Below are 26996 nucleotides of genomic sequence, written 5' to 3'. Positions count from 1 at the left end.
TCTACCATTTGTATTCAGATTGATAGTGGTAGTGTTTTTATTAAATAGTTGTTTTATATTTCACGCTTTTGTATCCCCTTCGTTGCAGCCTTGAGTTTACCAACCAAAGTATTCATTGCAGATTCTTGTGGCTGACGTGGCACTGGTTTTTGCTGTCCAAAGCCATCAAATAGTTCGTTGAGTTTGACGCTGACACCCAAATATGCGCCACCTGCGGAACGTGTTCCTGAGAAATCCCGGTCATCAACTTTACCAAATACATATCCAGCAGAAACACGCAGGTTAGGCGTGAGATAATAGCCTGTTTCTACAACAAAGCCTGTTTCGCTGTAGCTAGACTGACTAATTACACGAGCCTCACCCACCAAATCCCAGCTATATCCCAAACGATAGGTAGCGCGTAATTGGGCCAGATTTACTGTGCTAGTACCAGCTAAATCGCTGGCTATGTAAGAAGTGCTGCTACGCAGAGCATACTTACCGTAGAATTCCCATTGCCAGTTAGGAGCATAAATAGTTTCCAAAGCAAAAGTATGGTCTTCGGAACCCGTACCACTACCTAAGAGGATGGTGTCAGGGATAGTTGATGGATTTTTACGATATTCATAACGCAATAAGGCATTAAATTTATCGCTATTGGGGTCGCGATAAGCTAGTCCCAACTTTAAAGTAGCCGTATCCCCCAGTCCTGAAAGCTTTTGATTGGAAGAACCAGCTTGTTGATAACGTACCAACGCTGTGAGAGCCGGAGAAATTTTACCCGCAGCACCTGCGGTAATTACTGTATTGCTACCACCAGAAGAAGAACGATGTTCGTAACGGGCACTGGCTTGAAACTGCGGATTATCAGAGTATTCCAGCCCCACGCTATAGCTATCGCCACCATCAAATCCGATCGCAGATGCTGATTGACCAAAGGCGAAGGGTTGAGCATATTGTTGACCCGCCGCAGTCCGTCCGAAGAAGTTACCAAATACGTGTTCGTAAGCAACATTCAGCCGCAATCCCGAAGCAATAGTCCAACGGTTATTTAGACCAATTGCCCCTTGGGTAGTCATTTCATTCGCACCACCCAAAATTGAGTAACGACCAGTCAAGGTAGTATCCGAACCAAGTTTGTGTTCACCGTTCACACTCAAGCTGGTGATGGAATTACCCGAATATTGACCACTAGTGTAAAACTGTTGGGCCAGACTGATATTTACACCAGGAATTGCTGCCCAATTTAGCCCGAAGATAGTACGGTCTGGGTAAACACTATCTTTTTGGGAAGATAAACTGATTTCATTTTGGGCTTGGAAAGTCAGATTTTTAGCAATAGGAACTGTAAAACGCGATCGCAATTGATCAGAAGTACCACTGAGGGCGCTGTCGGGGATGCGGTCTTCACGATGACGATGAATCCAATCCACATCAATAGTGGTACTACCCAGTCGTTGTTGAATCCCGGCGGAAATTGTCGTTAAGGAATTATCAACTTTACTACCAGGTATGGACTCATTGCGGGGTGCAAACAGTTCTTCAAAGGTATCTAAAGGTTGGGGAGCAATGCCAAAATTGTCTTCATGATCGTACTGCGCTCTGACGTTAGTGGTTGAAGAGAGTTTAGCTGTAACCTGCGCTCCATAACGGGTTTGCCCTGGGACAAAGCTGATAGTGGCATTATTGGCAAAACCTGTATCGGCAAAGCGATAATAGGCACGACCTTGAATTCCGTTAGTAATTTGCCCCTCAGCTTCCAACCGATATGCTTCACCACTAACCTTTCCTACAACATCAGAATCATTAGTGGAATGGGCATATTCTGCAATTAACCTACCTTGATTACCCAAAGAAATCAGCGCATCTGCACCGTAGAGTTGAAAGTCACGTACTCCCTGATTTTCTTGGACATAAGTTGCTCCTATCCAACTTTCCTGGTTAAGTTTGCGGGAAAGGTTATATTGCAAACGACCAGCATAGATGTTGCTATCAGAATCTTCGCTGTCATATTGATAGCTAACAACAATCCGGCGTACCAATACTTGTCCGGTTTGATCGATATCGGTACGAAGGATGGGTTCGCGGAATAATAAAGTACCGCGATCGTAGTCGATTTCATAGTCTGGGCCACGGTTAAGCTGTTTCCGTTCTAGTACAGTTCCAGGACGATTGAGTTCTTCTAACTCAATAAAGACATTTTCACTACCTGGTTGTAGTATTCTGCGAGAGAGGAAGTAATAACCGCTAGTGCCATCGGGAGCAATGGTATCTCGTTGAAAAGCTTCTAAGTGGTTGCCATACAAACCTGTAACTTGTAGGTTCCCTAAGTTGTAGTTAGCTTTAAAACCGTGAAGTTGTCGGGTGATAGAAGTAAACTGCTGCGATCGCCGCGCAAACTCTTCTGTGTTGTAGTCACCCCACATGGCATAATCAGGATCGGCTCCGGGGATACCAGTTGAACGCTCCAAACGCACATATAGGCTGTCAATGGAAGGAGCAACGACATCAACTTGCGAGCTATCGCCGTAAACAGGATAATTTTGCTCGCTGGATTGGTAAGTTCTAAACAGGCGATTATCGCAGTTGCAATCTTCATTGAGGTTACGAGAACTGTTGTATGCGCCTGTAAACAACCATTCTCCGATCGCACCAGTGGCAAATATCGCCGAGTGGAAATCTAACTGCGTTCTGTTATCTTTGTCAGGCGGGAGAAAATCACGAAAACTTCCGTAATAATCTGTACCTCTAGCGCCCAAACGTAAATCTATTACGCCAGTAACCAAACTCGGACGGAGTGAGGTTTCAAATTGTAGTTGAGTAAAGGCTTCTAAATTATTAGCTATGGCGCGAATTGTGACAGTTTCGGCTTTGAGTTGCGATCGCAACTTAGCCGTAAATTGCCCCGCTTTCGCCTCTACTTGAAATCCGGGTTCATCGGGTTTGAAGTCTTTGCCAACAAACTCTCCAGCAGTCGGTATCAAAGTGATAACAGCATCACGATTAGAGCGATTACCAGTTGCATCGATCAGTTGACCCCTGATTGTAGCTGTAGAACGTCCATCCGCCGGGATACGAGACTCAACAGTTTCTAAGGTTAGTTGCTGTGGCGCTCCCCGGACTACGACTTGCACCGTTACAGGAGGTTCTGTCCCTCCTACTACTTGTGCAGAGATGATGTTATTACCTTCTTTTAACGAGACACCATACCATGTCTGCGTTACTAAATTAGTATTGGCATCGCTTTCTGTTCGTCCAATTGAGGAAGGATCTACTAATACACCATTAGACCGTAATTCTACTGTGCTTCCAACAGGGAATTGCACAATCACTGTGGTAGCAGGAACATCCACAATGTTGTTAGCCGTTGGCATCAGGAATTTTATTCCTGTGGAGATGGGGGAAGTGGGGGGAATTTTCTGATTTTCCTCAGTTACTCCAGCTATTTTGCGTAAGCCTCTGGGCAAATCAACAGAAGTTGCTGGTTGAAATGCTTGTATTTCCGTTGGAGAAGTTTGAAGCTCTATTTTTGTGTCTTTGCGTCCTTCATTCTTGATGACTGCTAGTTTACCTAAGTCTCTGGGTAAATCAACAGAAGTTGCTGGTTGAAATCCTTGTATTTCCGTTTCACTTGGTTGAACATCTGGAATTGAAGTATTAGTTGAAGAAAGTTCAAGAGGTAGAAGTTGATTGTCAGAACTTCCCAAAATATGGGGAGGACTTGAATCCATACTTTTTTCAGCAACTTTATTCCGATCCGCTTGATCCTCATCCTGGTTTTTCACCTTATTTGGAAAAACAAAACCTCTAGCCCCCTTCTCTTGTAAGGATCTACCATGTACACGCAAATCGGAGTTACTTTGAGATCCGGGTTTTACCCCCCTTAATCCCCCCTTGGAAAGGGGGGAAAGAAAATCTAGTTCCCTCCCCTTTCCAAGGGGAGGGTTAGGGTGGGGTAATTCGATAACTTGTGTGTACACCGTAGCTTGTAAGGAGGGGGGAGAATTCAAAGCCTCTCCCGTCTTAAAAGAGAGGTTTTCTAGATCCCTTGAAAATTCAGGATCTTCGACACCTTTGTCTGCTTGTGAAGGCGAATCAGGGAAAAAAAGATTTTCATTTGTAGATTCTGCCTTAACTATGGCAGGATACAAAACGAGGCTGAGAGCTACTGGCATCACCCCCATCATCTTCAGGTTGAAAATAGTTGTATGGTGCAGTCTGGGTTTCATTTTTTGACTGGCTCCTGGAAGGCGGGGGTGACAGCGAAATTCATACGTACCAAGCCACCAGGTTCTAAACGCACTAAGCGAGATTGGCTATTCCGTTCACGGAATTTTTGGTTGGGAGCTAGGGTGTAACCCGGTACACTGCTGAGGTCTAGTACGCCTGTATGACTTCCTGGTAAGACATTAGCTAAGGAGAACAAACCATTCGGATCTGTAGTAATGCGGTTTCCGTCCTCCAGAAAAATCACTGCATTGGGCACTCCAGGCTCACCAGGTTGTTGTTCACCATCAAAGTTTTTATCAATAAACACGCGACCGATAATCGTGCCACAATCAGAAACGATTCCTGGACGAATTTTTAATTGGTGCGTTGCTGGGCCATCCTTGGTGCTAAAACGGTTATCGGCTCGTTGAGCATTCACGATCGCACTATTTCGACCGTTACCACGCACAGCATCGGCTGTTAGTTGAGCCGCGTAAGCAATATTCAAAGTTTTTCCCGTAGGAACTGTTATATTTGTGCGGAATGTCACCGTGTTTCCATTGCGTTCTGAGGTGATAGTAATTGCTTGACCATCTAACTCACCCCGCACAGATTTAGGTAAAAACTGGAATCCTAAAGGTAAGTTGTCGGTGACAAATATATTATTCAAACCAGCATCAGCAAGGTTTTTTACCGAGATCCGGTAGATTACCGTATCTCCAGGTTCAGCCGTGGCGCGATCGCCTGTTTTGACAATCTGCAACTGATTGGCTTGGCACAGATTTGTACTGAATTCAAAGGCTAATAAGTCCAGTCCTACTACTTCTGCATTCGGAACTAAGACAACTGTTTGCTCTACCCTAGTTTCACCTGTAAGGCTGATTGGTTGGCCATCCAGAGAACTAGCGATATATCGCACAATATTATTACCTTGTGTGCCAGTGGTACCAACGATTTCAATCTTGATCCGCCGTTGCTTGTAGATAGAATTTGGCGGTGGATTAACTACGAAAATATAAGTTCTACCTGGATCAGTTTGACCCTTATTCGGATCAAGTAGGAAATTGTAGACACCCGCAGGGTTATTCGTAACGAAGTAGGGGTTACTATTCTCGGTATTTGGCGACTTACCGCCAGGAACGTTGTTATTAGGAATATCGGGTAACTCTGTTCGAGTCAAAGAAAGCAAACCGCCTAATTCTGTACCCGTTGGGTCGCTAGGGTTAGATTCGTATACGCCAACTGAAAAACCTGTATAGTCAGGCAAAATAGTACCAGCGCAACCTAATATCCGCCCTAATGGATCGACTAATGGGCTAGGACTAACATTAAGCTGACTAGAAGTTCCATCATATTTTTGATTATTAGCAGAGTCTGTATAAGTATAAGTAGCTTGATTTATTAATGGCAAAGACGCACCCAGATTGTTAGTCTGTTGTGCGATCGCTGGTATAGATATAGTAGTTTGCAAAAAACTCCCCAGAAGAACAGTAGCTGTTAACCTTTGATACCAGCTACTCCTATAAGTAATTTGTTTTTTCTTTTGAGGACGGCTCACTGAACACATCTCCTCTGGAATGCCACTTTTTTTGTTAATAAAAGCACTTGTTTATCTATCGAAGATCCCTCCGATTCTCCTTATAAAGCACGTTGTTTTTCGCTCTTGACTCCCCAAAAAGTCGCTACAGGCGTGTGATATCAGGCATAACGAATCAGCGAACTTGGACTTGATAAATAGCTTTAACCGTTTTCTTGGCCGGAACTGATGGCACTTGCAAACGGATGTGGGTGTAAACATTCGCTGGTGCTGGTTTTGTTTCCACTTTCCCGCCAGGAAGAGTAACTTTAACAGTGGGATTTTCGACAAAGCTGCGTCCGCCATCAATGCTGTAGGTTACTTTAGTCTCATTAGTGGCGATCGCAGATTTCAGTATGTATACCATTCCTTTAGGAATGGGTTGATTGAGAATCAAATTCTTTACGGGGCGATCGCTCTTATTTTCGCCACTTAATGTATATCGCAGCACATCTCCTGGTTGCACCACAGCTTGACCTTTTAAAGGTTGCCATGTCTTGCTTTGCTTACCCTGCTGATCCTGTGCTATCACTTGCTTCTCAGCTTCTAAGCGCAATTGTATTTGCCCTTGAGTTTTGACATTTTGGGCAACAGCACTGGTAGAATGCCATAGAGAAGCGATTCCTGGCACTTGGCTAACAAATGGCACTGTAGCAATAAGTGCGATCGCTCCTAAACTTGCAAAAGAAAAACGCTTCATATCAATAACCTCAAAAAACTTTCATAATACCGATTGCTGATTTATCTTTCCCTGTTTTCGCTGGGGAACAATCATTTTTTAGTTGGCACTTTAGGATTAAAGCAGCAGCTACAAATACAGATGTGCTATACACCCCTCTTTGCAAATAAAGAGGGGTGAAATCAAACTATCTAGTTAACCTTGCGTTGGAAGATAAATGTTCTTTGAACACCAGGTGCAATCTGTCCAGTGGCAGTATTTACATACTTTGTGACATCACTGTTTAGCGTGGTTCCGGTTTGGTCGATGCTAGAGTTAGTAGCTGGATTACCATTGAAGAACTGGATAGTTGAAGCCCCAGAATCCTTTGCTGAACCAACAATGTTGCTAGTATCAATTTGAGTGTTATTGTCGTTGTCTAGCGCCCAGTTGTTGCCCCCTGCTGTACCATCTTCAGTAATCACAACTTTGTCAGCGTTCAAAATCACGTTACCAGTTCCAGATTGAACATCAGAAATATTTGTGTATTGAATTTGGTACTCAATAATGTTTCCTGGTGCAGGGTTCTTCGGAGTGATACTGAATGTGCCATCAGTCCCTTGCACTGCTGGGCCACTTCCTTGTAGAACTCGTGACATTTTCAACAGTTTTAAGAAGCCAGTGTAGACGCGATCGATGGAGATGTTGTTGACTTCAAGAGGATCAACTACACCATTATTATTAGTGTCAATAAAGGCTGTAATGGGTACTGGGAATCCCTTACCAATATCAGTCGATAGTTGCGTACCAGGTGGTAAGTCAACTTCTACACCATAATTAACAATGCCACCAGCAGGAACAGCAAGGATTTTAATTGGTGTATTACCGTTTGCTATGGTAAAAACACCAGTAGCACTATTGTAGGTATAAACAGCAGATTGACTATTATAGCTAACAGTCACCTTTGTATTATTTGGCAAATCTGTAAATGTTGCTGGTGCGGTTGGCACTATTGTGATGTCGTTAGGGCTAGTACCGTTGTTCTTAATTGTGTTAGTGAAACCAACTGATTGCGGATCAAGTGTACTACCCGGTGATGTGTTAGGAGGAACAAAGGAAGATTTATTGGTGAAGTCATCGTTGGTTAAACCCGATGGCCCAGTAGCATCCGGTGCATTATTCGGCCCGTTTAAAACTGAGTTCGCCTGGGCGACTGAAACAGTATAAAGGTTGACATTTCCTGTAACAGAATTAGTACCTTGGTTGTTATTGCCCGTATCAATATTGGTGGGAGTAGTAGGATAATAGCCAGCGTCAGGTGTAGTAGGAAAGGCTCCAGTAGAGGGGTTGATGTTATCTGGGTTTTGATCGCCTGAATCGTCGAAGAGTAGGGGGCTATTTGGATCGCCAGCAGTTTTACCGAACACTTGAGCGATGTTGTTAATATTTGTCGGTGTTGTTACTGCGATTCCAGTGGTCTTTACTTGCACCGTAAAGCCTGTAACAGTTGTGCCAGTGGCAACTGAAGAGATAGAGCTAGGATTGTTAATAAAACCAACCCGTCTAACTACACCGCCTGTTACTTGAGTTTTGTCAGTTTTCCACAGAGCCTGATCAGCATTTATAGTTGCAGGATCTTCGCCAGCGTAAACCACTATCCACCCTGAAGGAGCAGTTGGAGTTCCATTAAGAGTTGTGGATGCTGGAAGTGCATCAGAAACTAAGATGCGAGGAACAAGACTACCATCTACATTGATACTTGTACCAGCTAAAGCTGCGGGTGTTAGCCCCCGATTGGTTACGTCATTGCTCTCAACTCGCAAGCTTAAACCATAAGTCAGCAAATCATCATTGAGTACGGAGGCATCACCAGCGCTGTAAGCCGTCCGAGTCTTGAGTATTGTGGCTAGAGCAACAGTTTTAACAGTGTTACCCACTTGAATTTGCTGGGTAATACTAGATTCTCGTGTACCGTTAACTGGTGCGCCAATAACTTCCCCAGTAACTACTGGGTTATCAGCGTTATCTACAGTGTAAACGTCACCACCATCGGGATTACGCAGTTGGTTTTGGGCATCTCCAGGAGTATTACCAAGGGTAACTTTAATTACGTCACCGGATTGAGCGCCAGTTTGTACAGTCACTGGCACACGCACCAACACAGTACCGCTAACCGGAATTGAGGCTGTATCTACACCACCAGCTGTTACGTTTGTCCAAGTTGTACCACCGTCAGTACTATATTGCAGTGTGCCACTAGCTGGTGTTACCCCATTTTTATCAGCAGGAAGTACACCAGAAACTGTACCAGGCCCGGTTGTTGTTGCTTGGTTGGGAATATGGAATTTGGTGGGGTCGTTACCTACGTTTGTTAGGGTGTAGGTGTAAGTTAGTAAGTCGTTAACTCCAACAGCACCACCATTGTTATCTGTAACACCAGAGGCAGTGACGGTGATCCCAGCAACTTCTGCCACAGTGACGGTTACAGTATTAGAAGTGGCATTTATAGTTGTTCCTGGTGCGTTGGGATCTTCGTAAGTAGCAGTCGCTGTGTTACTGATAGATTGACCACCAGCTGTCCCGTCAGCTAGTACAGGTGCAATAAATTGGAAAAGGCTGCTAGTTAATAATGCTGTTGCTACTAGAGATTGATAGCATTGGCGCTGCTTGTTGACAGATTTTTTTCGGTTTACCATGAAAGTAGTTTGTTTATTTGCTGAACTTGTATCTTGGGTTTTGAGACAGGATAAAGTTCGGCAATTCCTTAAAGAATTACCGACTAATTTGCCCAAAGCCTTAAGGTTTTGGGCGCTGCATATATGAAAAGTTAATTTACTAGTGACTCCTGAAAAACTACTAGATTTAGGCAATAGGCAGAAAAGTTATTGCCTGCTTGTTTTACGCTCACTGTTGATTATCAAGGTTAGCAATCGCAAATATAGGTAATTTACTAGTGTGTTCTGCTGAATCTTTCGATGTAAATAGCAATGTAGCTTTTATACCAAAAAAAAACTTCCGTATAAACAAGTAACTTGTTTAGCGATGAGTGAACGCATAAAAACTGAAAAATTAACTTTATTTTGGCAACACAGATAGAAATTGTAGTGTTTGAAATAGAAGCAAAATATCCTACAAGCTATATATCAAAGCTCTTTTGAATATTTGCTGCTATGCATACATGATACTGTGTGTAGTTATTTGTCTAATGAAATAAAAAATTAAGTCAGTGATCTCGATCACCAAGTAAAGCGATCTTAATTTAATGAAATGCAAATAGCTCATAAATTTGATGCAATTTAATCATATCCATGACCAGCGTTTACACTGAGTAGCGGAAACTATTATCTGATTTCAGACCAAGTAAGTCTAAATATAAATACTAAGCTTGACAATTACGTATATAAAAATTTTACAGTAATTATTTTTTTCAATACTAGGGATACCCGACTAAAAAGGTCGGGTATGTTTGACTGGTATTTTTACTCGTGTTACTATCAGGCGACAGTGACAGACAAACAGGGAAAGCTAGTTTATGACTCAGGCAATCAAAACCCAAACCCAAACCCAAACCAGCACTGCCTACTTTCAAGCTTTAAAGTGTAAAGAGTGTGGTGCCGAATATGAACTCAAAGCCAGTAATGTTTGTGAGTTATGTTTTGGGCCTTTAGAAGTCAAGTATGACTACAACGCTCTCCGTCTGAATGTCACTCGTGAAACAATTCAAGCCGGGCCCAATTCAATTTGGCGCTACCGTCCCTTTTTGCCTGTTGCAACTGACAATGTTATTGATGTGGGAACGGGGATGACTCCCTTGGTTCGTTCTCACCGTCTTGCCCGTCGCCTGGGTCTAAATAAGCTTTATATAAAAAATGATGCGGTTAATATGCCCACCCTTAGCTTTAAGGATCGGGTAGTATCAGTTGCTCTATCAAGGGCACGAGAGTTGGGTTTCACTACCGTTTCTTGCGCTAGCACTGGTAACTTGGCAAATTCTACAGCTGCGATCGCAGCTCATGCCGGTTTAGACTGCTGTGTGTTCATCCCCGCAGATTTAGAAGCCGGTAAAATTATCGGTAGCCTGATCTACAGCCCAACGCTGATGGCCGTCAAGGGTAACTACGATCAAGTAAACCGTCTCTGTTCGGAAGTTGCCAATACACATGGCTGGGGTTTTGTCAATATTAATCTGCGCCCTTATTACTCTGAAGGTTCCAAGACGCTAGGTTTTGAAGTTGCTGAACAACTAGGCTGGGAACTACCCGATCATGTTGTTGCTCCTTTGGCATCTGGTTCGCTGTTTACAAAAATTTATAAGGGTTTCCAAGAATTTATCGAAGTTGGTTTAGTAGAAGACAAGAAAGTCCGTTTCAGTGGCGCTCAAGCAGAAGGTTGTTCACCCATTGCTCAAGCCTTTAAAGAAGGACGCGACTTTATTAAACCAGTTAAACCAAATACAATTGCGAAATCGCTAGCCATCGGTAATCCAGCAGACGGTATTTATGCTGTAGAGTTAGCTCAGAAAACTGGTGGTAACATTGAATCAGTCAATGATGCAGAAATTATTGATGGCATCAAGTTGCTGGCAGAAACAGAAGGCATCTTCACAGAAACGGCTGGTGGTACAACCGTGGCCGTGCTGAAAAAACTGGTAGAAGCTGGCAAAATTGATCCAGATGAAACTACCGTGATTTACATCACCGGCAATGGTCTGAAAACCCAAGAAGCAATCCAAGGCTATGTTGGTGAACCCTTGACTATTGATGCTAAACTGGATAGTTTTGAACGCGCCCTAGAGCGATCGCGTACTCTCGATCGCTTGGAATGGCAACAAGTTCTCGTTTAGTTAGCAGTTAGGAGTTATGAGTTTTTTATTCATGACTCCTAACTCTTAACTGTATTCCTAACTCTTCACTTTGTACTTTTATGGCTGTAACAGTTTTAGTTCCTACGACTCTTCAGAATTTGACTAATAATCAAGCTACCCTAGAATCCAACGGTAGCACCATTGCTGAATTGTTGGATTCTTTAGAACAAAGCTTTCCTGGGATTAAATCCCGGTTGTGCGATGACGAAGGCAAGCTACGTCGGTTTGTAAATTTTTACGTTGATAGTGAAGATATCCGCTATTTAGATGGTATTAACACAGCCCTAAAAGATGGCGATGAAGTAAGTATTGTCCCTGCTGTTGCTGGTGGTTAATACAGAGAACATCAAATAAAGTAAGAGACTTACCAAATAAACCTTTGATAAATTAACTGATTCCCGGTCTGAGACTGGGAATCAGTTAAAAACTTAGCGATCGCCTGAGATAATTTGAGAGAGTACCAATGCTTAACTCTTACTTGATATCGTCGCAGAGATGGCGATCGCTCTTACTGACATTCGGGTTATTCTTTAGATAGTCATACAGCCAATCACAACCACGCTCCAGTAAGCTATCTAGATTCTTGAGATGATTTAGCTCATCCAAATTCCAGAGAATTATAGCCCCATCAGCACTGCCCAAAGCCAGAGTTTTACCATCGGCTGAGAAATTCGCGCTTAATAAATGATCGCTGTGCCCAGTTAGAGTTCTCACTAAATGACCGTCGCGTGTCCAAAGTTTTACAGTTTTATCATCACTAGCTGTTGCAATCATCTTACCGTCAGGTGAAAAATTCACGCTATTCACCTGATCGGTATGCCCCTGCAATTTTTTGTACCAGCGAAACTCGCCCTTGTCGTCCTGCTTCCAAAGTATTACCGTCTTGTCATTACTACTAGTGGCAATCATATCGCCACTAGGTGAGAACTTAACGCTCAAAACCCAACTGTTATGGCCGTTTTTCCCTGCGAGAGTCTTGTAGATGTGAAACTCGCCCTTATTGTTTTGCTTCCAAAGTTTTACCGTGTTGTCATCACTAGCTGAGGCAAGCATCTGACCGTTTGGCGACCAAGCTACAGCCCTTACCCAGTCCTGATGCTTGTTGAGAATCTGAGGTTTGATGCCATCAAGCCGCGATATTATTACTTTGTTGTCCATACTACCCAAGGCGATAAACTGACCGTTGGGTGAGAAATTCAAGTCTAATATCTTATCGCTTTTTGGAAAAAGGGTTCTCAGTAATTTACCGTCACGGTTCCAGAGTTCCACTGTGTTATCATCACTAGCGGTAGCAATTGTCTGACCATCAGGTGAGAAACTAACGTTATCGCTATGCCCCTCAAGAGTTTTGTCTAAAGTACCATCGCGCTTCCAAAGTTTCACTGTCTTGTCACGGCTGGCTGAGGCAATTATTTTGTCATCAGGTGAGAAATCTACCTGATTAACGCGATCGCTATGACCGTTGAGAATACTTACCACACCACTACCATACTGAATCTTCATTGTGCTGTCAGCGCTAGGAGAAGTAGGAATTTGGGCGTTGTGTAAGCAACTGGTATTACCAACTTGCCAAAGTTTCATCGTACCGTCAGCACTGGCAGAAATTAGGATTTTACAGTCAGGTGAAAACCTGACAGCATAAACTCCATTGCTATGTCCTGATAAAGTTGTGAGTAAAGTACCGTCAGGCTTCCAAAGCTTTACAGTCTTGTCGTCACTAGCTGTAGCAATCATCTTACCGTCGGGTGAGAAAGCCACACTATTGATTCCATCTTTATGTGCTTTAAAATTTTTTAAAGGAGTGCCGTCTCGATTCCAGAGTTTTACTCTGTTGTCGTTACCAGTCGCAGCAGCACCACCAGCCGCCGCCGCAATTGTCTGGCTATCGCTTGACCAAGCAACATCCCAAACAAAGTCGTCATAGCCTTCTGTAGTGTGCAAAAGCTTACCATTGGATGTCCAGAGTTTCACAGTTTTGTCCCGGCCACCAGTAGCAATCATAGTACCGTCGGGGGAGAAAGCCACACTATTGACTCCATCTTGATGCGCTTTAATCGTTTTTAATAAAGTGCCATCTGGCTTCCAGAGTTTAAGTGTACTGTCTCGACTTCCTGTAGCAATTGTCTTACCATCTGGTGAGAAATCGATACTATAAACTCCCTTATTTTCGCCACTATTTACTCTATCTTGAGATGCTGGTAGGGTTTTTAATAAAGTGCCGTCCCGCTTCCAAAATTTTATGATGCCCTGGAAATCGCCTGAGACAATTGTTTGATCGTCAGGTGAGAAACTCAAACCTAAGACTTTATCTTTATGTCCTTCGAGCGTCTTGTACACGCTACCATCTAGATTCCAGAGTTTTATAGTATGGTCATAACTAGTTGAGGCAATCAACTTACCATTATGTGAGAAAGTTACACCCCAGATTAGAGCCTTGTGTCCTTCCAAGCGATCGCGCTCTACTATCCAGTAAACTGATTGTTGTAATGCCGCTATAACTTGGGTACGAATTTCAGAATCGGTTTTTCCCCAGTCTGTAGCTTGGAGTTTTTTACCTGCTTTAATGGCTTGTTTAAGTGCTTCAAACCTTTGATTTGAGGCAAAAAGGGCTTCTGAAGCTTTACTAATCGCAATTGTCTCAGCTTGTTCTGTCTTTTGCCTTTCAGATTCTGCCCGCACTCCCAATCCTACAGCTATAACTGCCAGAATTGACATTATAGTGACTCCTGCGATCGCAAAATTTCGTTGTTGTTTTGCGTCATTGCGTTGTCGCTTAAGAACACGATTTAGTTCTGCTTCAGCGTGTTGCCGTTGTTCCTTTTCCTTTTTCTGTTCTTCTAATTTTCTTGCTTGTTGTGACTGCCGGATAAAAGATACTAGATAGTCATGAACCAACTGATATAGGTTAGCAGGGTCTTCAGGAATATTTAACACCAGCCCCGAACCAACTAAAATCTCTAAAACTAGATTTAGTTTTTCTTTTTCTGAGACAATATCTGCTGTTTTTAAATCTTCCGCTAAATTGTCAGAAGTTTTGAAGGGACGAGTACCTTTCTCGTCTGTTAGTAAATATAAAACTACTCTGGCACAGAGTTCGTTTTCAGAACCACAGTCTTTAATAACTTCTTCTAAAAATCGCTCAACTAGTTTTTCTTTTGTTCCTGACTGAAGATATTGTTCTAAAGTTGTAATTTTATCTGTTTGAAGTTGCGAACCGACGATTTGTAACTCAATTGGGCGTACCTCGCCAAGTTCGTCTGATAAATCTTCTACTAATTGAGCGATTAACTCAGGCTCTAAGTAAAATTGGGTTTGTTCAGTCAGACTTTGTACAACAGCTTTGGCATCTTTTGAAGAGAAATTTCCTAAATAATAACGAATATCCTTATCTAAAATATTGTTATTAATTGCTCTAAAATTTAACAGGCGATCGCATTCTAATAAATAATGCAAATAATCTTCTCTCAAACAGAGAATGACCTTAACAAAAGGAATATCCAAACAAAGTTGCAAGAACTTATAAAATGGCTGTCTTTTACTTTGATCTGTATAAACAAAGAAAAATTCTTCAAACTGGTCAAAAATTAAAACTGTTAACTTCCGCTCGGATTTTTTCCGCAAACTTTCACAGATAAACTCTATTGAATTACTAGATGTACCATTATCTGCTAAACATTTTGCCAATATCGCCATCCAATCTGTATAAACTCGCATGACAATAGGTAATACATCACGTGCATCTATTGATTGTAGTTGCAATGTTGGTACTAGTCCCCCGTTCAAAATTGAACTTTTACCTACTCCTGACTGACCATGAAATACAGTCAATTTATGGTCAGTCCGGCTCATTCGTTTCATCAACCGATTGACATCTTGTTGCCGACCAGAAACAGCAATTTCTTGAGCAACTTTTATGAGATTTTCTCCTTGCACTAGTGCCGGGTTAATTACCTCATGCCGAGGAATTAAATAAGCTGCCCCAATAAAAGCACGAAAACCATATTGATGTTCAATTTTAATTAGCTCTTGCTTAATCTGAAAAGCTGCAAGATATTGACCTTGTTGATAATAAATACTTTGTAACCTCTCCAAAATCCGAATGTAAAGCTCTGGATCGTATTGAGGTTTAGTTTCTCTTCTTGCAGCTTCTAGGGTAGTTAAAGCATCTTCCACCTTATTAAGGTGCTGTAGCGCTCTGGCTAGTGCAAATAAATACCAACCTTGATGATAATATAGCACCAATTCTAAATTAGCTTTCGATTGGATGGATTGGTTACTAGCTACAATAGAAAGCGCTTTTTCGGCAGCTTGTTTAGCTTTATTCCAAGCAGACTGAGAAAGTGCTACTTCAGCGATAAATCCATAAGCTCTTGCTTTTCTAAACCAATCAGGATAAGTTTGATATAGAGTTAAAGCTTTTTGAGCAACTGCCTCTAATTCATCCCACTGCTGAAGCTTTTGTAGTACTTCTCCCAAAGCGTTGATAAATTTTGCTACCAAGTCAGGACGATTCGCCTGCTCAAATATTTCAAGACATTTGTAATAATAATTTTTAGCGTTCGAGCAAGCATTTTGTTGTTCTGTTAAATGCTGCACGGCGTAGGTACGCCACCATAACCCTAAATTGTACAGTACACAGCCTTGCTGTTCTAGTTTAGAACTCTGTTGCAAAAGTGCAAGACTGCGTTCATAATGCTGGCGTGACTGTTCCATCGAAACCGCATCTCGACCCAGAACAAATTCTAAACTGGCTTCTAGTTCTGCGTCTAACTTCACACCCCGCTTTTGCAGTTCAGCTTGTGCTAACTCAAGTTCTACGCGGTGCGGCGAACCGATTGCCAAGTTGATTGCGGAATTATCGAGAAATTTTCCTGCGCCAGCATCTAAAACTTGAGCAAAAACTGATTCAGCAGTTTGTTTGATAAATTGAACTAAATCAGCAGTTGCGATCGCAAAATGAATTATTGTCGCCCAATTCTCAAAATCTGTCGCTAATCTGATCAGCTTTTGCAGAACTTGGTCATTAACCAGTAACATGACTGGGAACGGGAAGTTTTTTCTAAACTCCTCCCGTACTTGGTTAGCTGAAGTTAGAACTGTATCAATATCTTTAACCGATTCCAAACCAAAAACCATTAACGCTGATGGCTGTTCATCTCCCAATTTTTCACCTATAGACGTGTAAAGAGTTTTCACTGACACGGGTAAGGTGATTTCACGGATTTTAACAGGAGATAGTTGGTGTAGACGTTGTACTATATCTTGACGGAAAGCTGCATAGTTACAGCGCAGCAAAGTCAGTGAAAATTCTCCCTGAGAAAGGTTAATTGCTCGCACCAAAGTTTGCAATGAACGCTCATTGTCAAAGGCTAGATTTTCTGGCTCTTGCTGATTACTCATAACATAAATAATTTACCTTATAATAACTGTTTGTATAATTACATCATCTAAGTAGAGGGCAGTAGACAAGAGAATAATTTCTGCTAATTTTAAAAGCTGTAGCTGCTCCCGTTACAATTGACATCGCTCCCGTGACGATTGATATCGCTCCCGTCACGACTGATATCGCTCCCGTCACGATTGACATTGCTCCCGTCACGATTGACATTGCTCCCGTCACGATTGACATTGCTCCCGTCACGATTGACATTGCTCCCGTCACGATTGACATTGCTCCCGTCACGATTGACATTGCTCCCGTCACGATTGACATTGCTCCCGTCACGATTGATATCGCTCCCGTCACGACTGATATCGCTCCCGTCACGATTGACATTGCTCCCGTCACGATTGATATCGCTCCCGTCACGACTGATATCGCTCCCGTCACGACTAAGATGCTTAACGTTATACAATTTCACAAAATACCTGATAAGTGCATTAGCCGTAGGTTGGGTGAAGCGGAGCGCAACCCAACATTCTGAGATATGTTGTGTTACGCAAAGCCTCCACCCAACCTACAATTTTTTTGTAACATTTTAGCCTTGCCACGCCAGTAGGGTGTATTGTCGCGTAGCGCTACGCACATTAATACCCCGATTCATAAACTAAATTCCTTGGCTTCAGCCAAAATCGGATTGACATCAAACCAAGAACCATCCTCATTCCGGTATTCAAATACAAACATACTGCGGAGCAAAAGTTCGTATCTTTCATGACCTCTCAAGCTTTTCTCTTGTGTCACCTCACGTAGTAATTCCCATTCATCGGGCGTAATTGCCAAAGTTAGCTCATTGCGGCGTTGTTTTATCACCCTATCCACACATTCCCGCGACAGAGGTGGGTCTTCTTGCTGAAGACAGCGAAATAATAACATCAGCAAATTACGCAAATGACCACCGCTAACTCGGCAAAGTCGCTCTAAAGTATCAGGACTATCAAAAACCTCGGTAATTAAATTCTGACTTTGTTCCCAACTAACGCCAGGAAAAGCCCTCGTCATAACCATCTGTTGCAGTAGCGTGAGTCCTTGTGAAAATTGCGAACCATCTTGCAATTGCACAGGAACCATCGGCAAAACCTTGGGGTCTACCCCAAAGCGATTTGTTAACCTTCCTAAAGCGTTGGAAAAAATCAACACTAGGGGAATGGTATAAACAACATGACAATTTAGCTGGTTTAACTGTTCACCACGTTCTACAAAGAGATATTCTGGCTGGTAATAACCCGAAGGCTTCAAAGAATTATCCACTCTGTCGAGATTATCTATAATTACCACCAGTCCTTGTTTACCTTGCTGCTTGAGTTTTTCTATAGCAGGCTTGAGCAATTCTTTGTTAATTGATTCTAAAATGCCATTGGTGCGTGGTTCTAAATATTGCCGTAACTGGCCGCGGAGTTTGGGACTATCTTTAGTTTTGGCAGTAATTTTGGCAATACCTACAGATAATTCAGCCTCCACCCCAATGTCTAGCGGCGTTTGCAAAAACTCAGAAATTTCGGTAAATAGATTTTTAAAGTATCCTGGTTTAAGGTTGATTTTTATTGCTTCTAAACTTTGACTCACCTCACGAGCTACTGCTAGTAAAATATCTGTAACATCAATATCAGCCATATCGAGGCTTTGGCTAGACTCGAAATAAACCACATGAAATCCCTGCTGCTCTAACTCTGCTTTTAGTCGCAGTAACTCAGTGGATTTGCCACAGCCAATATGTCCGGTAAATAATTGACAGGTAGGTTGTTCTGGTGCAAGGCGGGTGATAGTTCGCCCAAGTTCTTCAATAATCTTGGCACCACGAACTTTAGAGAAATCAATATAATATTGTCTATCCTCCGGTTTGCTCACAACCAGAGTTTTACTGGGGTTGCAAGCTTGAAAAAACCTGACTAAATCTAGTTTCATCACAAATCACCCGAAATTAGCCTGATACTCTTGCCATTTCAGTGATTATACAGACGATAAAGCGGCTATTTCGGAAAAAACTTCTTCAAGGCGACTGATTAAGGACTTCCATAAAAAACGTGAGTTCGACAGACCTCTCCCTGCCTTGAACTTGCGTTCAAGTCTGTCCCTCTCCGACTCGGAGAGGGACAGGTTTTGCGTAGTAAAACTAGGGAGAGGTCTTTTGGGTGGACATGATATGACCCAATACGGTTCAGTTAAGGCTAAAACTCTTTGTCAAAGTCAATTTTTTTAACGTAGACGCTTCGGCTTGCCGCAGGCTACCACAGAGGCGCAGAGGGCACTGAGAGAAGAAAGAAATGCTGTATTGTGATATTACCATTCGAACTCACGTTAAAAAAATATCCAAATAGTAGAGGCGCACAGTTGTTCGCCTCTACCTGTAATTTTCTGGCTTTACCAAAAGATGACAAAAGCAAATGTCTATAATTTCAACTTTTCACCTCGAATCGAATAATCTAACAACTCCATCGGGTGAATGACTGAAATATTCTTACCTTGTAACTGCAAATGCTTTGTAATTTGCAAAGTACACCCCGGATTAGCAGAAGCAATTAACTCAGCACCAGTATTCAACAAATTCTGTACTTTTTGCTGACCCAATTCTTCAGCAACTTCCGGTTGCAGCATATTATAAACCCCAGCACTGCCACAACATAAAGCCGCATCTACTGGTTCTCTCAACTTCACCCCTGGAATTTGTCGTAATACCTGACGCGGTTGGACGCTAATCTTTTGACCATGCAATAAATGACAGGCATCTTGATAAACTAAATTCAAGGGTTTATCAGTGAGTGGCGATAATTTTGCTGTTATACCAACAGTTGCCAAAAACTCTTGAGCATCTTTAACTTTAGCTGCAAAATCCTTTGCCTTTTCCCGATATTCGAGGTCATCTTCTAAAATATGACCGTATTCTTTTAAAGTATGACCACAACCAGCAGCATTGATAATTACAAAATCGACATCAGTGTTAGCGAAACTATCAATCATCTGCCTTGCTAAAGCTTTCGCCTGTTCTGTTTGTCCTTGGTGTTCGGGAAGTGCTGCACAACAACCTTGAGATTTGGGAATCACAACTTCACAACCATTCGCTGTTAAAACCCGCACCGTTGCTTCATTCACGGGGGAGAAAAACAGCCGTTGCACACAACCCAAAATTACCCCGACTCGATAGCGCTTCTCACCTTTAGCAGGAATCACACTAGGCAGATTATCTTGAAAAGATTTGAGGGTAATTTCTGGCAGAATTGATTCCATTGCTGCCAAACGGGGCGATATTTTATTGAGTAAACCTGTAGCGCGAAAGAATTTAGCAAACCCCAGCTTTTGATAAACTAACAACGGAACTAATAAAACTCGTAAAAGATTGGGATAGGGAAACAGAGAAAATATCAGTTGACGAAAAAATTGGTCTGGCAAACTGCGGGGATAATTTCGTTCAACTTGGTGGCGAGTTGCAGAAATCAATTTGTCATACTGCACACCAGAAGGACAAGTACTCACACAAGCAAGACATCCCAAACACGAATCAAAATGTTCTACAGTTGCCGTATTGAGAGCAATCTCACCCTCATTAATTGCATCCATTAAATAGATGCGTCCTCTAGGTGAATCCATCTCCTTGCCAAGCACTCGATAACTTGGACAAGTCGAAAGACAAAATCCACAATGTACACAACTATCAATTAACTTTGGGTCAGGCGGATGACTCTCATCAAACCCCTTTAAATTCTTTAAACTAGCCGTATTGTTAACAGCATTTTCTGAAACTTGCATATTTCTACCTTCCCCTCTCTACCTCAGCTTTCTCTGTGCCTCTGCGGTTCGTTTTCTTAAACTTAAATTCCACCCACAAACCGACCAGGACTTAAAATATTCTTACTATCAAACTGTTCCTTAATACGGCGCATCAACGGCAAAGCATTCCCCGTATAACCCCAAACATCTATTTGTTCTTTAACCGCCACTGGTGCTTCCAGAATTGTTAAAAAACCTCTATTCAGTTGGGTGGAATCGCGCACCTGCAAAACTTGATTTTCATCCTCTAATTGTAACAAACCTAAACCACTACTTATATGAATTAAACCCAACTCCACCTGAGTCAAAATATCTACAGCAGCAGTAGGCAACACTCCTATTTTGCAGGTAATTACAGATTCTCTGGCAGAAAAATGTATTCGTTCTTGCAATCTCTGCCATAGACTAGCCTCATCAGCATCGGCAAAAATTGCCCCATTTAAACCTAACTTTTGACCTACTTCCAAAACTCGGTTTGACTGTTCTTTAACACTCTCACTAATACTCTGAAAACGGGCAATTAATCCCAATCCTTGACCCAAACCTAAGCTAGACACCAATTTAGTTGATAGCAAATCAGCCTGAACTGGTGTTAATGCCGAACCTCGAAGAATATCAGCCGCTTGGGATACAGCCTCAGCACTACCAGTTAGTACCACCGTCCCCGATGCTTCTGATAGCGGATACACACGGAAAGTCAGTTGACTAATCAAACCTAATGTGCCATAAGACCCAGTAAGCAATTTCATCAAGTCATATCCGGCAACATTTTTAACTACTCTTCCCCCAGCTTTAGCGATTTCTCCATCAGCACGGACAAAGGTAACACCTAGTAACTGGTCGCGCACACTACCATAACGTTGCCGCAGAGAACCTGTATCACCTGTGGCAACAATACCGCCAATGGTTGCTGACTCCGGTGCTGTGGGGTCAAGGGCGAGAAATTGCCGCGATTTTGCCAAAAGTGCCTGGAGATCCGAGAACTTCATTCCAGCTTCTACTGTGACAGTCAAATCGCCAACAGCGTGTTCAATCAGTTGATTGACGCGTTCTGTGCTAACTACGACATCAACGCCCTTAACTAAACCACCCCAGCTAAGTTTACTGCCACTACCACAGGGTAGGACACGCCAGTTGTGACTGTGAGCTTTGGCGATGACTGCGGCTAGTTGCTGTTGGGTACGAGGATAGACGATACAAGTGGGAGGTTTGCCAGAAGTTACAGCCTGTTGTATACGTTTTTGCTGGCCTATTTTGATATTTTCCCAAAGGCAAACAGCATTTTCTTCGCCGATAATAGATGCAAAATCAGTAGCGCACACGCCTTGCGGCTTGTCGTTAGATATCGCTTTCATTGAGTTTATTTTTTTACGCTCTACCTCTAATTTACTGGTTAACCTGACCAAAAAAGCGTATTGCCATTAATATACGGTGGCTGTAGATGCCTAGGTTGGGATGCGCCAACACGAACCAAACGCTACTCATTTGCGATCAACAACGCTTGTAACGAATGATTTACCGATATTACCAACCTAATAAAATATTTAAATTGTATTAAATGTTTACTTAATTGTCTAAACAGTCTTAACTGTCCTTGCATTTTCATTAAAAGAGTAAGAGTATATTTATAGAAAATTACTTTAATTTTCCTTAACCATTAAGTTGATATAAATACATAAGTTCTTCGCACTCTACTTAATGGTTAAGTTTGCTTTTTTCTCGTTGATTCAATAAAGCGGAACCGAAAGATTAGACAATCCATTCTAAAACTAGAATTTCAGGTGGAATGAAACCATGAATATATTTAAGTACATCAAAAAGGCGATCGTTTTTACCCTGGTTGTGTTTAGATAGTGTCCATTTAATTAACCTTAATAAAAAGACCTCTCCCTGGTTTTATTACGCAAAACCGTCCCTCTCCGACTCGGAGAGGGATAGGCTTGAACTTTAATTCAAGGCAGGGAGAGGTTTATCGAACTAACGTTAAATAAAGTTATGATGTTCTTGTATTAAGAGCGATCGCGCTTTGGTTGGTAAAGTATTAGCTTTATCCAACTTATATTATCGGCAAACTTTCTTATATCCTGATGACAATTTTAAAATCTCAAAAGAAAAAGTAGTAGATAGTTAATTTAACTAATCTACTACGGGTAGAGTTAGGAGACAATTTTGATATCTATAGAAATCATAAATTAGTTGTAAAAATTATTTTTTAAACTTAAAAGCAAAGTAGTTAGACAGTCCGGTTTTTATTTGAATGGAATTTTATGCTAATTTGATTAACTTTTAAAAAAGGTAGCAGATGGGGAGAAATTACCCATCCGCTACAAGTAAACGGAGGTATAAACTTGATTATTTAATTGGCATGAACCAATTCTTGAGGCGCGGCGGCATCATAAGCTACAGCTTTAACAAATTCTTTGAGGACATCTTTGAGCCTTTGGTCAATTTCTTCATCTAAGATGACACTGTTATCAGCTTGCCGTTGAATTTGTTTGTCTACTGCATAAACAGTAGCTAAGATATGCCGCGCTCCTAATTCAGATAATACAGGTTTCAGAGCATATTCAATTGCCAATAAATGAGCGATCGTTCCACCAAGGGCAATTGGTAATACGGGTTTACCTGTCAATGATTTTTGTGGGAGCAAATCTAGAAATGTCTTCAGCACTCCTGTGTAAGCAGCCTTGTAGATTGGGGTGGCAATAATTACACCATCTGCCTTTGCTAATAAAGCTTTTGGCTGTTCTAAAGCAGGGCTATCGTATCGTCCAAAAACTAAATCTTCAGCAGGTAAATCCCGAACTGAAATAATGTCTACATGCAAGCCTTCTTGTTGTAAAATTTTGGCGGTGTATTCGACCAAACCATAAGTTCTAGATGGATGAGTTGGACTACCTGCGATCGCTAAAATATTTGTCATTCAATTAAACTCCTATGTATCAAATGGGAATAGAGAATGGGGAATTGGGAATTGGGAATTGGGAATAACCAATACCCTAAACTTTACTAGGATATGGATGTGGCTTTCTCTTTATGCTGCTTAGGGAAATCTTCATTTGCCACAATCTCACCAAATGGACTCAAGACGTGTTGCTTCTCTACTACTGGCAGATTTTCTAAGGGCAAATGGGGAAATAGAAGTTCTGCGACTCGATAAGCTTCTTCTAGATGGGGATAACCAGAGAGAATAAAGGACTCAATACCCAAATCTGCATATTCCAACATTCTGGCCGCTACGGTTTGAGGATCGCCTACTAAGGCTGTTCCCGCACCACCCCGCACCAAACCAACTCCTGCCCAGAGGTTCGGACTAATCTCTAAAGCCTCACGATTACCGTGGTGTAATTGAGTCATCCGTTGTTGTCCAACTGAATCCATCCGGGCATAAGCTTTTTGGGCTTTAGCGATCGCTTCGTCATCGACATATTTAATTAAATCATTGGCTGCATCCCAAGCTGCACTCTCGGTTTCGCGCACAATCACATGTAAACGAATCCCAAACCGCAAAGTCCGGCCTTCTATTTCTGCAAGTCTGCGAACTAATGAAATCTTCTCGGCTACTTGCGCCGGTGGTTCGCCCCAAGTCAGGTAGACATCTACGTGCTTGGCAGCAATTTTTTGAGCAACAGGAGAGGAACCGCCAAACCACAACGGTGGATATGGCTTCTGAACAGGTGGAAACAGCAGCTTACCATCTTGAATATTGAGATAATCGCCCTGAAGATTGGCTTGTTCTCCACTAGCGATCGCTCGCCATACTGTCAAAAATTCATCTGTTAATTCATAGCGCTGATCGTGATCCAAATGCAAGCCATCTCCCGCCAACTCTACGGGATCGCCTCCTGTCACGACATTAATCAGCAAGCGTCCTCCAGAGAGACGATCAAAAGTTGCCGCCATCCGCGCCGCTACTCCAGGCGATACCAAGCCGGGACGAATCGCCACCAAAAAACGCATCTGCCGTGTCAGCGATACCAGTGTTGACGCTACAATCCAAGCATCTTCGCAAGAACGTCCCGTGGGCAGCAATGCCCCTGTATAACCAAGGTCATCCACCGCTTGGGCAATCTGCCGCAGATAGGGAAAGCTTACTGCCCTTCCACCTGTAGCAGTTGCAAGGTAACGTCCGTCGCCGTGGGTTGGGATGAACCATAGTAGCTGCATGAATCCTGTCCTTTTAAACTACGGTAAAACGATAGAACTACCGTGCTTTCTTTATAGATGTAGAGTATCACATATTCTACTTAAGCACGCAAGAAGTTTTTTTAGAAACTCCGGTATTCCTATCAAACCAATGTATATTAAGCTGTGTTCAATAAGATAGCGATCGCAAAGATTGGAAATCGGGAATTGAGTATGGTTATTTTCCTTGCCCCCTTTTCCCTCTCATTCCCTGATCTCCCCTTGCTCCTTAGCCCTCTTCCTGTCGTCTCTAAACAGAAATAAATTGGAGTTCAGATGTGGTGAGGTCGCGCCATTGACCCAATTGTAAGTCATCTAATCGTAGGTGGGCTATGCTGACTCTGACCAGTCGCAAAGTCGGAAACCCAACAGCCGCAGTCATGCGCCGGACTTGACGGTTTTTTCCCTCTGTCAAAGTCATTTCCAGCCAAGCTGTCGGTACATTTTTGCGAAATCTAATTGGCGGGATGCGTTCAGGTAGCTCTGGCTCTTTTGATAAGAGCCTAACTTGTGCTGGTTGAGTGCGGTAATCTTGAATTTTTACGCCTGTTTGCAACCTTTTGATCGCATCTTCATCTGGAATTCGCTCTACTTGTACCCAGTAAGTACGTTTATGACCAAAACGCGGATGGGCAAGGCGATGTTGCAATTTTCCATCATTCGTTAACAGCAGTAATCCTTCACTATCCCAGTCTAAGCGTCCTACAGGATAGACATCAGGTACATCTATATAATCTTTCAGGGTGCTATGTGTGGGAGTATCTTTTGTAAATTGGCTGAGAACGCCATAGGGTTTGTAAAAAATAATATATCGGTGATGATTTGTCATTTGTCATTTGTCATTGGATATTGTTATTCTTTTCTTGCTCCTTTGCCCTCTGGTTCTATTTTCTAACGATATCTAAACATTTTTGAGGGGAAATAAGCGTTCAAATACTTTCCCCGTAGGGACAATTCATGAATTGCCCCTACGACGTGGGTCTATTTATCATCAATTAATGATTAATAAACACTTGAAATGACTTATTTACGTTGATTCACAGCATAACTCTGTATAGTATGTAAGCCTTAAAGCCGTATTTTTTGATGTAAACGACAAAAAACGATATCGTCAGAAATTGTGGGTTGAAATTTGCTTAAGATACACAACCAATGCCCTATGACTAATTACTTTCGCTCCAATGTTGATGCAATGGCTAGCTATGTTCCCGGTGAGCAGCCTCAACGCGGTACACAGATAATTAAACTCAACAGCAACGAGAACCCCTATCCTCCTTCCCCTGCGGCACTAGCTGTACTGCAAAATATTGAGGGGGAGTGGTTGCGGCGATATCCAGAACCTTTCGGCGGGGAATTTCGAGAAGCCGCAAGTAAAGTTTTAGGAGTTCCTAGCGATTGGATTATTGTAGGCAATGGCAGTGACGAATTGTTGAGCGTAGTAATTCGAGCCTGTGCAGAACCTGGAAAGAAGGTAGTTTATCCGATGCCAACTTATGTGCTATATCGTACATTAGCAGAAATGCAGGCTGCGGAAATTATTGAAGTTTCCTACAGCGAGGACTACAGTTTACCTTTGGAAGAACTGGTTGCTGTCAATGGTTCTGTCACATTCATTGCGTCGCCGAATAGTCCATCGGGGCATCTGGTAGCAACTAACGAACTGCGCCAATTAGCCAGCCAGTTATCTGGAGTTTTGGTGATTGACGAAGCATACATAGATTTTACCGAAGAGAATGCGTTGGCTTTGGTAAAGGAATACGAAAATGTCATCATAATTCGTACCCTTTCTAAGGGCTACTCGTTGGCTGGACTGCGATTGGGATTTGGAGTGGCGAATCCTAAACTGTTGCAGGGATTGTTTAAAGTGAAGGATAGCTATAACATTGATGCGATCGCTTGTGCAATTGGCACGGCTGCCATTACCGATCAAGCTTATAAAAATGCTTGTGTGGCAAAGATTAAAGCATCACGGAATCAGCTATCAATAGACTTGAAACAATTAGGTTTTCATATCTGGGATTCCCAAACTAACTTTTTGCTGGTACAGCCTCCACAAAGAAACGCGGAATATCTCTATCAGAAACTGAAAGAACAGGGAATTTTAATCCGTTACTTCAAGCAGCCTGGGCTAGATGATAAATTACGCATTACTGTTGGCACAGATGAACAAAATCACATTCTAGTAGAAGCGTTGATTTATTTGTTGGGGCCTGGGAATTAGGGCAGGGGAAACGCATCTAAATCATTGATATATAGTAAAGTTAGCAAGACTACGGATACATCGGTATATTCTCAATTACCTTTTTTTGTCCAAAGTCCA

General features: G+C 42.3%; 15 protein-coding genes. 3 read left to right on the top strand and 12 right to left on the bottom strand.

The window, feature by feature from the left end; genetic code table 11:
• Nucleotides 1–53: 53 nt before the first annotated feature.
• From FD724_RS08885 to FD724_RS08870, 4 genes are all read right to left on the bottom strand, one after another.
• Complete coding sequence (locus FD724_RS08885; protein ID WP_179072352.1) at nt 54–4208, bottom strand: TonB-dependent receptor; 4155 nt, start codon at nt 4206–4208, stop codon at nt 54–56.
• The gene (locus FD724_RS08880) at nt 4205–5755 is read right to left on the bottom strand and encodes an isopeptide-forming domain-containing fimbrial protein (RefSeq protein WP_179072351.1); all 1551 of its coding nucleotides are present in this window, start codon (nt 5753–5755) and stop codon (nt 4205–4207) included. The genes FD724_RS08885 and FD724_RS08880 overlap by 4 nt, the downstream gene beginning before the upstream one ends.
• A 145-nt stretch (nt 5756–5900) precedes the next feature.
• Nucleotides 5901–6464, bottom strand: a complete 564-nt coding sequence (locus FD724_RS08875; protein ID WP_179072350.1) for a DUF11 domain-containing protein — start codon at nt 6462–6464, stop codon at nt 5901–5903.
• A 170-nt stretch (nt 6465–6634) separates the two neighbouring features.
• Nucleotides 6635–9118: a hypothetical protein gene (locus FD724_RS08870; RefSeq protein ID WP_179072349.1), complete on the bottom strand. Its 2484-nt coding sequence runs from the start codon at nt 9116–9118 to the stop codon at nt 6635–6637.
• Nucleotides 9119–9954: 836 nt separating this feature from the next.
• On the opposite strand from FD724_RS08870, the gene thrC reads away from it, so the two are divergent.
• On the top strand, nt 9955–11265 hold the full coding sequence (gene thrC / locus FD724_RS08865) for a threonine synthase (RefSeq protein ID WP_179072348.1): 1311 nt from the start codon (nt 9955–9957) through the stop codon (nt 11263–11265).
• Between the two features lie 80 nt (nt 11266–11345).
• Nucleotides 11346–11621, top strand: coding sequence for a ubiquitin-like small modifier protein 1 (locus FD724_RS08860; RefSeq protein WP_114083352.1), 276 nt, complete (start codon nt 11346–11348; stop codon nt 11619–11621).
• A gap of 139 nt (nt 11622–11760) precedes the next feature.
• Here the strand turns inward: FD724_RS08860 and FD724_RS08855 are convergent, their stop codons facing one another.
• The 8 genes from FD724_RS08855 to FD724_RS08820 all read right to left on the bottom strand — a co-directional run bounded on the left by FD724_RS08855 (nt 11761) and on the right by FD724_RS08820 (nt 25505).
• Nucleotides 11761–16686 carry a tetratricopeptide repeat protein gene (locus FD724_RS08855; protein ID WP_179072347.1) on the bottom strand — a complete coding sequence of 1642 codons (4926 nt, stop codon included), beginning with the start codon at nt 16684–16686 and terminating at the stop codon, nt 11761–11763.
• Nucleotides 16687–16775: 89 nt separating this feature from the next.
• Complete coding sequence (locus FD724_RS08850; RefSeq protein WP_179072346.1) at nt 16776–17147, bottom strand: hypothetical protein; 372 nt, start codon at nt 17145–17147, stop codon at nt 16776–16778.
• 179 nt (nt 17148–17326) lie between these two features.
• Nucleotides 17327–18631, bottom strand: a complete 1305-nt coding sequence (locus tag FD724_RS08845) for a P-loop NTPase fold protein (protein WP_179072345.1) — start codon at nt 18629–18631, stop codon at nt 17327–17329.
• A 483-nt stretch (nt 18632–19114) separates the two neighbouring features.
• Entirely contained in the window at nt 19115–20470 is a 1356-nt protein-coding gene (locus FD724_RS08840) for a (Fe-S)-binding protein (RefSeq protein WP_179072344.1), read from the bottom strand.
• Nucleotides 20471–20532: 62 nt separating this feature from the next.
• Nucleotides 20533–21846, bottom strand: coding sequence for an FAD-binding oxidoreductase (locus tag FD724_RS08835; RefSeq protein ID WP_179072343.1), 1314 nt, complete (start codon nt 21844–21846; stop codon nt 20533–20535).
• Between the two features lie 1001 nt (nt 21847–22847).
• A complete protein-coding gene (gene ssuE, locus FD724_RS08830; protein WP_179072342.1) occupies nt 22848–23414 on the bottom strand; it encodes an NADPH-dependent FMN reductase in 567 nt (188 codons plus the stop codon).
• An 86-nt stretch (nt 23415–23500) separates the two neighbouring features.
• Nucleotides 23501–24658, bottom strand: a complete 1158-nt coding sequence (ssuD, locus tag FD724_RS08825) for an FMNH2-dependent alkanesulfonate monooxygenase (protein WP_179072341.1) — start codon at nt 24656–24658, stop codon at nt 23501–23503.
• Nucleotides 24659–24926: 268 nt separating this feature from the next.
• Nucleotides 24927–25505, bottom strand: a complete 579-nt coding sequence (locus FD724_RS08820; RefSeq protein WP_179072340.1) for an rRNA large subunit pseudouridine synthase E — start codon at nt 25503–25505, stop codon at nt 24927–24929.
• A gap of 330 nt (nt 25506–25835) precedes the next feature.
• On the opposite strand from FD724_RS08820, the gene hisC reads away from it, so the two are divergent.
• Nucleotides 25836–26897 carry a histidinol-phosphate transaminase gene (gene hisC / locus FD724_RS08815; protein ID WP_179072339.1) on the top strand — a complete coding sequence of 354 codons (1062 nt, stop codon included), beginning with the start codon at nt 25836–25838 and terminating at the stop codon, nt 26895–26897.
• Nucleotides 26898–26996 lie beyond the last annotated feature (99 nt).

The sequence above is a fragment of the Nostoc sp. C057 genome (genome assembly GCF_013393925.1).
Taxonomy (GTDB): domain Bacteria; phylum Cyanobacteriota; class Cyanobacteriia; order Cyanobacteriales; family Nostocaceae; genus Nostoc; species Nostoc muscorum_A.
This window is presented reverse-complemented; position numbering and strand designations above follow the sequence as displayed.